8 protein-coding genes and 2 pseudogenes are annotated in these 11424 nt (G+C 61.6%); 8 read left to right on the forward strand and 2 right to left on the reverse strand.

Translation table 11 applies throughout. From position 1 onward, the window contains the following. Positions 1 to 189 precede the first annotated feature (189 nt). The 3 genes and pseudogenes from dusB (at position 190) to ntrC (ending at position 3699) form a co-directional block, all read left to right on the forward strand. Positions 190 to 1121, forward strand: a pseudogene (gene dusB, locus G5575_RS08035) (tRNA dihydrouridine synthase DusB). Next, positions 1118 to 2257, forward strand: coding sequence for a two-component system sensor histidine kinase NtrB (locus tag G5575_RS08040; protein ID WP_164533887.1), 1140 nt, complete (start codon positions 1118 to 1120; stop codon positions 2255 to 2257). Before dusB ends, G5575_RS08040 begins: the two are co-directional and overlap by 4 nt. Beyond that, positions 2254 to 3699 carry a nitrogen regulation protein NR(I) gene (gene ntrC / locus G5575_RS08045; RefSeq protein WP_164533888.1) on the forward strand — a complete coding sequence of 482 codons (1446 nt, stop codon included), beginning with the start codon at positions 2254 to 2256 and terminating at the stop codon, positions 3697 to 3699. Before G5575_RS08040 ends, ntrC begins: the two co-directional genes overlap by 4 nt. Here ntrC and G5575_RS08050 read toward each other — a convergent pair. After that, the gene (locus tag G5575_RS08050) at positions 3696 to 4598 is read right to left on the reverse strand and encodes a DMT family transporter (RefSeq protein ID WP_164533889.1); all 903 of its coding nucleotides are present in this window, start codon (positions 4596 to 4598) and stop codon (positions 3696 to 3698) included. The genes ntrC and G5575_RS08050 overlap by 4 nt on opposite strands. 194 nt (positions 4599 to 4792) lie before the next feature. Between G5575_RS08050 and G5575_RS08055 the strand changes: the two genes are divergently transcribed. From G5575_RS08055 to hflX, 5 genes and pseudogenes are all read left to right on the forward strand, one after another. Continuing rightward, the gene (locus G5575_RS08055; protein WP_164533890.1) at positions 4793 to 5191 is read left to right on the forward strand and encodes a hypothetical protein; all 399 of its coding nucleotides are present in this window, start codon (positions 4793 to 4795) and stop codon (positions 5189 to 5191) included. Further along, a complete protein-coding gene (locus tag G5575_RS08060) occupies positions 5119 to 7119 on the forward strand; it encodes a sensor histidine kinase NtrY-like (RefSeq protein WP_164533891.1) in 2001 nt (666 codons plus the stop codon). Before G5575_RS08055 ends, G5575_RS08060 begins: the two co-directional genes overlap by 73 nt. After that, positions 7119 to 8503 (forward strand): annotated as a pseudogene (ntrX, locus tag G5575_RS08065) (nitrogen assimilation response regulator NtrX). The gene G5575_RS08060 and the pseudogene ntrX overlap by 1 nt, the downstream one beginning before the upstream one ends. 185 nt (positions 8504 to 8688) lie before the next feature. After that, entirely contained in the window at positions 8689 to 8940 is a 252-nt protein-coding gene (gene hfq / locus G5575_RS08070; protein WP_164533892.1) for an RNA chaperone Hfq, read from the forward strand. 8 nt (positions 8941 to 8948) lie between these two features. Further along, on the forward strand, positions 8949 to 10316 hold the full coding sequence (gene hflX, locus G5575_RS08075; RefSeq protein WP_164533893.1) for a GTPase HflX: 1368 nt from the start codon (positions 8949 to 8951) through the stop codon (positions 10314 to 10316). Here the strand turns inward: hflX and mazG are convergent. Next, positions 10313 to 11122, reverse strand: coding sequence for a nucleoside triphosphate pyrophosphohydrolase (gene mazG, locus G5575_RS08080; RefSeq protein ID WP_164533894.1), 810 nt, complete (start codon positions 11120 to 11122; stop codon positions 10313 to 10315). The two genes, hflX and mazG, sit on opposite strands and share 4 nt — an antisense overlap. Positions 11123 to 11424: the final 302 nt, after the last annotated feature.

Here is an 11424-nt window from a genome sequence, read left to right on the forward strand (position 1 = left end):
GGCATGCGGCAAGAGCAGGGCTGATTTCCACCGCCGAACGCTGGAGAACCCGTTGCACCAATCAACCAAATGATTATTGTGCGGGCAGAACTTAATCGCTGAACAATTCTGGGGCAGTCGTTGGCAGTGAATGCCCGCACATTGAGCATCGGCGGTCACGCCCTCCGCAACCGAGCCATTCTCGCACCCATGGCTGGCATCACCGACCGGCCCTTCCGCGAGATCGCTGAGTGCTTCGGTGCCGGCCTCGTGGTTTCGGAAATGGTCGCCAGCGCGGCCCTCACCACCGGTCACCAGGACATGGTTCGCAAGCTCGGCAAGTCCGGCACTCTGCCGCACATGGTCCAGCTTGCCGGTTGCGAACCGGTCTGGATGGCGGAAGGCGCGCGCATCGCGGAAGCGGGCGGCGCCGACATCATCGACATCAATTTCGGCTGCCCCGCCAAGCGCTCACCAACGGCTATGCTGGTTCCGCCCTGATGCGCGTGCCAGACCAGGCGCTCGCGATCGTCGAGGCAGTCTCGGGCGCGACCAGCAAGCCGGTCACCGTCAAGATGCGGCTCGGTTGGGACGACGACAGCCTCAACGCACCGGAAATCGCACAGCTCGCGGTCAGCGCCGGCGCGCAGATGATCACCGTCCATGGCCGCACCCGCCAGCAGTTCTACAAGGGCCACGCTCGCTGGTCCCTCGTGCGGCAAGTCGTTGAAGCGGTAGATGTGCCGGTCGTCGTCAACGGCGATATTCTTGATCACGAGGATGCTGCTACGGCTTTGCAGGAGTCTGGTGCTGCTGCCGTCATGCTCGGTCGTGGCGCTCAAGGCCAGCCTTGGCGCGTTGGCCAGATCGGCGCCATGCTGGACGGACAAAAGCCATCCCAGGCTCCCCAAGGCCTTGAGCTTGCTGAGCTGATCCAGCAGCACTACGACGACATGCTGATCGAATACGGCAAGGAAGTCGGCCTCCGCGCCGCCCGCAAGCATCTCGATTGGTATGCCGAGGCGGCCAACCTCAACCTCGACAAACCCACCCGTCGGCAACTGCTCGACAACGAAGATCCCAAAGCCGTGCTCGCCCTGATCGGCACGCTCTTTTCAGGCGAATGGAGTGCCGCCGCATGAATACGGCGATGCTGATGGACATCGACTCGGTTCCGGCCCGTGCCGTGCTGCAGGCCTTGCCGCAACCCATTCTGGTGCTCGGTGAGGACCGGCAGGTCCAATTCGTCAATTACGCGGCAGAAGCCTTCTTCGGCGCCTCGCTCAGTGTCCTCACACGTCAGACGCTCGATGATCTCATCGCCTTCGGCTCGCCCATCATCAGCCTCGTCGAAAGCGTCGTGCAGCGTCGCGCACCGATGACCGAATATCGCGTCCGCGTCGGCTCCTCCCGCTTCGGCGACGAACGCATTGCCGACGTCTTTGCCAGCCCCATCTCCGACACGGATGGACGTGTTGCGGTCCTGATCCAGGAGCGCACCATGGCCGACAAGATAGACCGGCAGATGGTGTCGCGCGGCGCACACCGCTCCGTCACCGGGCTCGCCTCCATGCTCGCCCACGAGATCAAGAACCCGCTCTCCGGTATCCGTGGCGCCGCGCAACTTCTGGAGCAATCGGTCCCCGCGGAAGAAGTGCCGCTTGCCCGCCTTATCCGCGATGAAACCGATCGCATCGTGCACCTGATCGACCGTGTCGAAGTCTTCGGCGACGAGCGCCCGATGGAGCGCGAACCGATCAATATCCACGTCATCCTCGATCGCGTTAAGCTGCTCGCCCGCAACGGTGTTGCCCGCGGCATCTCGTTCTACGAGGAATACGATCCGTCGCTCCCGCCGGTTTATGGCAACCGCGACCAGCTCATCCAGGTTTTCCTGAACCTGATCAAGAATGCCTCCGAAGCCCTTGAGCGCACACAAAAACCCGAAATTCGCATCTCGACAGCATTCCGCCCTGGCATTCGCATCAGCGTCGCTGGCGTCTCCGAGCGTATTTCATTGCCGCTCGAGATCGTCATCGAGGACAATGGCCCCGGCGTGCCACCCGACATCCTGCCGTTCCTGTTCGATCCGTTCGTCACAACCAAGACAAATGGCTCGGGCCTCGGACTTGCGCTTGTCGCCAAGATCATCGGCGACCATGGCGGCGTGATCGACAGCGACAGCCGCCCCGGCCGCACCCGGTTCCGAATTCTGCTGCCGGTCGCGAGCGGCGCCTTCCAGACACCTTCCGAAGACGAAGAAAGTTCAGCCAAATGAGTCACGTGGTTTTGCTGGCTGACGACGACGCCGCCATCCGCATGGTGCTGAACCAGGCGCTGACGCGCGCCGGCTACGAAGTTCGCCCCACCGGCAACATCTCTACCATGTGGAATTGGGTGAGCCGCGGCGAGGGCGACATCCTGATCACCGACGTGGCCATGCCCGACGGCAATGCCTTCGAGGTCATGGCCAAGATCAAGAAGATCCGGCCGGACCTGCCGATGGTCGTCATGAGTGCGCAAAACACGTTCATGACCGCCATCCGGGCCTCCGAAGTAGGCGCCTACGAATACCTACCCAAGCCCTTCGACATCACCGAAGTGCTTTCCGTCGTTTCGCGTGCTCTGGCCGACGCCAAAAAGCCAACTGTCGCCGATCGCAAAGCGGAAGAGCCGGGCGAGACCATGCCGCTGGTGGGTCGCTCGACCGCCATGCAGGACATCTACCGCGCCCTGGCGCGCCTGATGCAGACCGACCTCACGGTGATGATCACCGGCGAAAGCGGAACCGGCAAGGAACTGGTCGCCCGCGCCCTCCATGACTTCGGCAAGCGTCGCAACGGGCCCTTCGTAGCCATCAACATGGCCGCCATTCCTCGCGACCTGATCGAAGCCGAGCTCTTCGGCCATGAAAAGGGGGCCTTTACCGGCGCTAATACCCGCTCCTCGGGTCGCTTCGAACAAGCCGAAGGCGGCACGTTGTTCCTCGACGAAATCGGCGACATGCCGATGGACGCCCAGACCCGTCTCCTGCGCGTGCTGCAGGAAGGTGAATACACCATGGTCGGTGGCCGCAACGCCATCAAGACCAATGTTCGCATCGTGGCGGCAACGCACCGCGACCTCAGCCAAATGATCCGCCAAGGCCTCTTCCGCGAGGATCTCTACTATCGCCTCAACGTCGTCCCGATCCGCTTGCCGCCGCTGCGCGAGCGTATCGATGACATCACCGATCTCGTCCAGCACTTCATGCGCATGGCGCAGCGCGAGGGTGAACCAGCCAAGAGCGTGACGCCCGAAGCCATTCGGCTGATGCAGAATTATTCCTGGCCCGGCAACATCCGCGAGCTCGAAAACCTCGTCCGCCGCCTCTCCGCGCTTTACGCAGACGAGCAGATCTCCGCCGAAATCGTTCAGAACGAACTCAACATTGCCGACCGCCCGGCGGTCACCGGCGGGGCAGGGCCCGTCGACATTTCGATGGCTGTCGAAACGCATGTCGGCCAGCTTTTGCGCGAGTATGAGCCGAACCTGCCGCCAAACGGCATGTACCAGGCCGTGATCGACAAGGTGGAAGCGCCCCTGATCGCCATGGCGCTCAACGCCTGTGGCGGCAACCAGATCAAGGCTGCAGACTTGCTAGGCCTTAATCGCAACACGCTCCGCAAGAAGATCCGCACGCATTCGATCGAGATCGTCAAGCACAGCCGCCGCAACTAGGGCACCTGCGCGACTTCTCTGCGGTTGCGCCGCTCGCTGAGCGCCAGCGTCAGGCCTGCGGCAACGATCAGGAAGGCGCCGACATAGACCGTCGGCGCCGGCATTTCGGCCCAGAACAGATAGCCAAAAATGAAGCTCCACATCAGGGCTCCATATTCCACCGTTCCGAGCACGCTGGCGGGCACGACCCTTGCGGCCTCCACCAAGGTGAATTGTCCGCACCCGCCTACAAGGCCAGCACCGATGCAAAGCGCGATGTGCCAGCTTTCCATCGCCTGCCAAAGCGGCACCGAAATGACGCCCATCACCAAGGCATGCAGCAGATTCTGAGCAAAAACCTGAACCAGAGTGCTGTCGCTTTTCGAAATCGTGCGCATCAGGATCATCGCCACGGCCCAGGATAGCGCCGCAGCCAGAACCATGATGACGGGAAGGCTGAGCGAAAAGCCAGCCGGATTGGCGGCCACAAGCACGCCGAAGAAGCCGATCGACGCTGCCCCGATCCGCGCCAGCGTCAACTGCTCCTTGAGGAAGATCACCGCAAGAATTGTCGTCAGCACCGGCGCGAAATAATAGAGCGTCGTCATCTCGGCCAACTGCAGCTCGCGACCGGCGCTGTAATACATGGTCCACGCCGCAAGGGTCAGCAGCCCTCGGCCCAAGATCAGCATGCGATTGGGAGATGCCACAAGATCGGCAAAGAGGTTTCGGCGCCCGACCATGAAGCAGATGGCGAGGATGACAAGGCTGCGGACGAATAGGATCTGCGGCGCCGGCAAATCTGAAATGACGCTTTTGACCATGGCGTCGTGCAGGGAAAAGCAGGAATGGGCGAAGATGCCAAGCGCCATGCCCTTAAGACTGGCCGTTTCGATCCGCTCGGCTGGAAAAGAAGTCATCGGTGAACTCGGTAGGAGAATACCGTCCATGCTCCCGGCTTAGAGGCTTGTCCAGAGCTTCTAAAGAGCCTGTCACATACCAGTGTCACATTTTGGCAACATTTATCTTGAAGGGTCAGCCGAATTAGGCCACGCTTTGTGTTCCGCCACTGGCTGCAGGCCGGGCGGAAGAGCGAGGCAGTTCTAGGGGGCGCATGACCGATCTGGTCTCCAACGAGACGAGCATGGAAGATCGCACGGCTGAAAAGCGGCCGGCGCGTTCCTTGCTGCACTTCGGCCAGCACCAGTCCTTGCGCGTTTTGGGCTTCGTCGTCGTCTTCGCCTCGGTGTTGATGTCGTCGCTGTCCTTCCTGATCCTTTCCGGGTTCACCAACATCGAGCCGTCGACCGAGGTCTGGACGATCATCTGGATCGTCACCGGTATCCTGGTCCTTCTGGTGTTCGCCCTGGTCGTCACCGAAGCCGTGCTGTTGATCCAGGCGCGCATCAAGCGCCAGCCGGGGCAGGGCTGCAGGTGCGCATGGTGGCCATGTTCGCCTTCGTCGCTGCCGTTCCCGCGGCCTTGGTGGCCGTCATTGCCACCATTGCCTTGAACCAGGGCCTCGATCAGTGGTTCTCGGACCGCACGCGCGCTATGGTGGAAAGCTCACGTCTCGTTGCGCGCTCCTACATGCTCGAACATGCCCAGGTGCTGCGCGACGACATCATCTGGGTCGCCACTGAGCTCGAACAAGCGCTGGCAACTTATCAAAGCGACCCCGACCGTTTTGGCCGCATCCTGACAGCGCTGGCGGTGACCCGCTCGCTGCCCTTTACATCGCTGATCAATTCCACCGGCGAAACCATCATCCGTGCGCAGATCAACGTCGCCGGCACTTATCCCAAGCTTCCGGAGAACATCACCCAGGGCGTGGTGGAAGGCATCCCAACCGCTATCGCGCCGGGCACGACCAACCTCGTGGGTTCCGTCGTAAAGCTCCGCGGCTACGACGACCTTTTCCTCTTCGTCGCCCGTCCCGTCGATGCCGAAGTGCTTCAATACATGCGGCTAACCGACGAAAATATAACAGAATATCGCGAATACGCGTCAAACCGGCTCGTCTTCCAAATCACCTTCACCATTATGTATGTCGGTCTGGCCGTGGTGTTGCTTCTGGCGGCTCTCTGGATCGGCATCGCGCTTGCGAACCGCTTCGTCGACCCCATCCGAAACCTCATGGTTGCCTCGCGCCGGGTCAGCGGCGGCGACCTCAATGTGCAGGTTCCGGTGCAGGAGGGCAGGGGCGATCTGCGCGATCTCTCCAATGGCTTCAACCGCATGACGCTACAGCTGCGCAGCCAGCGCGAAGAACTGCTCAAGGCCAATGAGGTCAACGAAAAGCGCCGCCAGTTCACCGAAGCCGTGGTGGAAGGCGTGTCCGCCGGCATCATCGGTCTCGATCCCTTCGGTGCCATCACCCTGGTCAATGCGCGCGCCTGCGAAATGCTGGGCCGCACCGAAATCGAGCTGATGGGCGAACGCATGGAAATCATCATGCCCGAGATCGCGCCAACCATGGAAAAGGCCCGCTCCGCCCGCCGCGGCCAGGTGCGCGACCAGATCCAGCTCGGCAACGAAACCGACCGCCGTATCTACCAGGTGCAGCTCACCCGCGAAGGCTCGATCACCGAATCCAAAGGCTATGTGCTGACCTTCGATGACATCACCGATCTCGAATCGGCACAGCGCACCAGCGCCTGGGCTGACGTCGCCCGTCGCATCGCCCACGAGATCAAGAACCCGCTGACCCCTATCCAGCTTTCCGCCGAACGCCTCCGCCGCCGCTACGGCAGCAAGCTCGAGGACGATCGCGAAGTCTTCGACAAATGCATCAACACCATCGTGCGTCAGGTCGGCGACATCGGCCGCATGGTCGACGAATTTTCCGCCTTTGCGCGCATGCCGGAATCAGCGCCGGAGATCGCCGATCTCAGCGACACAATTCGCCAGGCCGTGTTCCTCGAAAGCGTGCGCCTGCCCGAAGTCCAGGTCGTCACCCAGCTACCGGAAGAAAACATTTACGCGTGGTTCGACAACCGCCTCATCGCGCAGTCGCTCACCAACCTGATCAAGAACGCCGTCGAGGCCTTCGAAGACGTCCAGATGTCACCCGATTGGCAACCGACCATCACCGTCGAAGCCCATGACGAAGGCAACGCCGCCCGCGTCTCGATCTCCGACAACGGCAAGGGCTGGCCCAAGGAAAACCGTCAGCGCCTGCTTGAGCCCTATATGACCACACGCGACAAAGGCACGGGCCTTGGTCTCGCCATCGTCGCCCGCATCATCGAGCAACATGGCGGCATCGTCGAACTGATCGATGCCGAGCCCGACGAGACGGGCCGCGTCGGCGCCTGCGTCACCTTCACCCTGCCTTTGCAGTCTCCCGCGAAGACGGCGACCAATGACGAGGGCCCCGCGGCTCCCGAAAACCAACCCCACCAGGAGGAATCGCGGCTCGCTGCGATTGTGCGTTACTAATGGCACTGGACATTCTGATTATCGACGACGAGGACGATATCCGCGACCTGATCGCGGGCATTCTCGAGGACGAAGGCTTCGAAACCCGCCGGGCGCATGACGCCGATAGCGGCCTTAACGAAATCGCGCGCCGCCGTCCGACCCTGGTGTTCCTCGACATCTGGATGCAAGGCTCCCGCCTCGACGGTCTGCAACTGCTCGACGTCTTCCAGAGCCAGCACCCGGACATGCCGGTGGTGATGATTTCCGGTCACGGCAATGTCGAGACCGCCGTCTCGGCCATCCGCCGCGGCGCCTACGACTATATTGAAAAGCCGTTCAAGATCGACCGCCTGCTCCACATCACGCAGCGCGCCATGGAAGCTACGCGCCTTCGCACCGAAGTCGCCGAGCTCAAGGAAAGGGCCGCCAGCAAAAGCTCGGAAATGGTTGGCAATTCGCCGGCGCTGCAGCAAGTTCGCGGCGTCATCGACAAGTCGGCGCCCACCAATTCACGCATCTTCATCTCCGGCCCGTCTGGCGCAGGGAAGGGGCTTGTCGCCCGCCTCATCCACCAGCGCAGCCCGCGTACCAACGCGCCCTTCGTCGAGATCAACGCCTCGCTCTATGCACCGGACGAAGTCTCCGTTGTCCTCTTCGGCCGCGAAGCCCGCGAGAAAAACGGCCTGCTCAAGGTCGAGGTCGGCGCCCTCGAACGCGCCCATGGCGGCACGCTCTACCTCTCGGAAGTCACCACCCTGCCGCAGCAGGTGCAGACCACGTTGTTGCGCACCCTGGTCGAGAACCGTTTTAATCGCGTCGGCGGCACCCAAGCCGTGCCGATCGATGTCCGCATCATCGCTTCGAGCTCGCAGAACGTTGCCTCGCAGATCGAAGCCGGCGAATTCCGCTCCGACCTCTTCCACCGGCTCTCCATCGTGCCGCTGCCCCTGACGCCCCTGCGCGAGCGCCGCGAGGACGTGCCGCCGCTGGTGCAGGTCTTCATCGAGCAGGTCTGCCGCATGCACAATCTGCAGCGCGTCACCATCGGCGACGACGCCATGGCCGTGCTGCAGGCGCAGGAATGGCCGGGCAATGCTCGCCAACTCCGCAACTCCATCGAGCGCCTCCTGATCCTGATGAAGGATCAGCAGCCGAAAAAAACGGCGTCATCACTGCGCCGATGCTCCCCTCGGACATCGGCGAAGTGCTGCCAACGGTGGGCGACACCGACGCCTCCGCTCACCTCATGAGTCTGCCGCTTCGTGACGCGCGCGAAGTTTTCGAGCGGCAATACCTCTTGGCGCAGATCGAGCGCTTCGGTGGCAATATCTCCAAGACCGCAGAATTTGTAGGCATGGAGCGCAGCGCATTGCACCGCAAGATCAAGTCCTTGGGCCTCTGAAAACCGGGATGAAAATAGCTTGGAGCCATGCGCCTGGCGCGGGTAGGCAGCCCGGGGCAGGTGTGCCATACTCCATTACATATGATAATTCCGGACGTTAGGGACTGGGCGGCAGTTCTCTCCGCCCGGGCGCAAGCGATTGCGACGAAAACAGCGACAATCAATGCCGCGAAAACGAGGCCAAAATGCCCGCTGAAAAACAGCAAAATCTGCAGGATTCCTTTCTCAATCACGTCCGCAAGCAGAAGGTGCCGGTGACCATTTTTCTGGTCAACGGCGTCAAGCTTCAGGGCGTGATCACCTGGTTCGATAATTTCTGTCTGCTGCTGCGTCGCGATGCTCAGTCGCAACTTGTCTACAAGCACGCCATTTCTACCATCATGCCTGGCGCGCCGATCCAGTTGTTCGACCCCGAGCAAAACCAAGACCACGACTGACGGATCATATGGACGATTTTGACGAGGAAGATGGCCACCACGCCGGTGGCCCCAAGCCCTATATCGACAGACAGGAACAGCCGACCCGGGTCGGCCTCATCTGCCCGGATGTTCGCGGCAATCTGTCCTCGCACAGCATCGAGGCGCGTCAGGCCGAGTTCGAAGGCTTGGCCGAAGCGATCCATCTCGACGTCATTTTCTCCGAAGTACTCCGCGTCCGCGAAGTCCGCCCAGCGACCTATCTCGGCGGCGGTCAGGTGCAGACCATTGCCGACCGGGTAAAATCCGACAAGCTCGACCTGTTGCTGGTCGACGCGCCGCTGACTCCGATCCAACAGCGCAACCTCGAGCGCGAAACCGGCACGAAAGTGCTGGATCGCACCGCGCTGATCCTAGAAATTTTTGGTGAACGCGCCGCCACTCGCGAAGGCGTTCTGCAGGTCGAACTCGCGCATCTCAATTATCAAAAGGGCCGGCTCGTCCGCTCCTGGACCCACCTCGAACGACAACGCGGCAGCGGTGGCACTGGCTTCATGGGCGGCCCTGGCGAAACGCAGATCGAAAGCGATCGGCGCCAGATCACCGACCGCATCGTCCTGCTCGAAGATCGCCTCGATAAGGTCAAAAAGACACGCGCCCAGCAGCGTGCACAGCGCACCCGAGCCGCCATCCCGGTTGTGGCGCTCGTCGGCTACACCAATGCCGGCAAGTCGAGCCTCTTCAACCGGCTGACCGGGGCAGGGGTCTTCGCCGAGGATCTTCTCTTCGCAACGCTGGACACCACGGTCCGCAAGATCACGCTGCCGCATGGCCGCGAAGTCATGCTCAGCGACACGGTGGGCTTCGTGGCCGATCTACCGCACGATCTTGTCGCCGCCTTCCGCGCAACGCTCGAAGAAGTCACCGACGCCGACATCATCCTCCACGTTCGCGATATCGCCAATCCCGACAACCTGGCCCAGGGCCACGATGTCCTCAAGGTTCTTGAAGAACTCGGCGTCTCGGGCGAAACGACGCCGATCGTCGAAGTCTGGAACAAGATCGACCTCCTTGGCGATCAGGGTCAGGCTCTGGCGAGCGCTTCGCCCGTCGGCCGCGTTGCCGCCGCCATGCCGGTATCAGCGGTCACCGGGCAAGGCGTCGAAGACCTGCTGCTGCTGATCGAGAAAACGCTGGGCGAACAAAGCCGTACCTATCAGGTGCACGTGCCGCACAGCGCCGGATCGGACATCGGCTGGCTTCATAGCCACGCGGAAGTCATCTCGCGCGATGAGCCGACCGAACAAGGCTCCGGCTTCGTCGTTCGCGTCGATCCGCGGCACAAGACGGAATTTCTCGAGCGCTTCAACGGCCGCATCGAGGGCGTCGAAAGCTAGGCCTTGTCGCGGGCCCGGATTTCGTTCCAGTAACCGTCGAGACGCTCGAGACCGGCGTCGGCCGGATCGATATTGTCCTCGCGGCAGCGCGCCTCGACATAATGAAAGCGGCGCGTGAACTTGCTGTTGGCGTTGCGCAGCGCCGCTTCCGGGTCGACGCCGGCCTTGCGGGCGAGGTTTGCCACGGCAAAGAGAAGATCGCCAATCTCTTCCTCGAGCGCCGCATGGTCGCCAGCGTTTTCCACCTCGCCAACTTCCGCCAGCTCTTCTTCGATCTTGGCGCGCACCGCTGGCAAGTCCGGCCAATCGAAGCCGACCTTGGCCGCCCGCTTGGTCAATTTCTCGGCCCGGGCAAGGGCAGGGAGCACTTGCGGCACGTCGTCCAGCACAGACGGTTCGGCATCGCCCTTGCGCTCGGCCTTGGCAGCACGCTCCTTGACCTTGATCGCTTCCCACCGGTCCTGCGCGTCGCTGGCACCATCGGCAACGACGTCGCCAAACACATGCGGATGCCGGCGGATCAGCTTCTCGGTAATCGCATAAACGACATCACCGATATCGAAGTGCCCAGCTTCCTTTGCCATCTGCGCGTGAAAGATCGGTTGCAGCAGCAAGTCGCCGAGCTCTTCGCGCAGATCCGCAAAATCCTCGCGCTCTATCGCGTCGGCCACTTCATAGGCTTCCTCGATCGTGTAGTTCCGGATCGAACGGAAATCCTGCTCCAGATCCCACGCGCATCCACCGACAGGATTGCGCAACGCCGCCATGATCTCGATCAGGCGGGAAATATCGCGAGACGGCTGCATGGTCTGACCTTGGTTGGAAGGAATCGCTGGGCGCATCTTATCCAGCACGAACATATAGGGGCTACAATGCTCGTCATCACCGCACACCAATCGTTCGCATAATATATATTATGGAACTTTTGTGTTTTAGAACTTCCAGTCTTGTTGGTTTTTTTCGGGATTCATGACTGGCGACGAGAACTCACAAAATGGCTGGCTTCCATCGCGACGAGTTGACGGCAGCGTACCCTAACAGCGTATCAAGCGCATTTGCCACTAGGAGCAATGTCAATCCAGCCCAACGATCTTGGAACGCCAACGCG

The sequence above is a fragment of the Devosia aurantiaca genome (genome assembly GCF_011058215.1).
GTDB classification, from domain to species: domain Bacteria; phylum Pseudomonadota; class Alphaproteobacteria; order Rhizobiales; family Devosiaceae; genus Devosia; species Devosia aurantiaca.

Coding starts and splice junctions, on each gene's coding strand:
- hflX (WP_164533893.1), top strand. CDS start 8,949: ATGGACGATTTTGACGAGGAAGATGGCCACCACGCCGGTGGCCCCAAG.
- ntrC (WP_164533888.1), top strand. CDS start 2,254: ATGAGTCACGTGGTTTTGCTGGCTGACGACGACGCCGCCATCCGCATG.
- G5575_RS08060 (WP_164533891.1), top strand. CDS start 5,119: ATGGTGGCCATGTTCGCCTTCGTCGCTGCCGTTCCCGCGGCCTTGGTG.
- mazG (WP_164533894.1), bottom strand. CDS start 11,122: ATGCAGCCGTCTCGCGATATTTCCCGCCTGATCGAGATCATGGCGGCG.
- G5575_RS08050 (WP_164533889.1), bottom strand. CDS start 4,598: ATGACTTCTTTTCCAGCCGAGCGGATCGAAACGGCCAGTCTTAAGGGC.
- G5575_RS08055 (WP_164533890.1), top strand. CDS start 4,793: ATGACCGATCTGGTCTCCAACGAGACGAGCATGGAAGATCGCACGGCT.
- hfq (WP_164533892.1), top strand. CDS start 8,689: ATGCCCGCTGAAAAACAGCAAAATCTGCAGGATTCCTTTCTCAATCAC.
- G5575_RS08040 (WP_164533887.1), top strand. CDS start 1,118: ATGAATACGGCGATGCTGATGGACATCGACTCGGTTCCGGCCCGTGCC.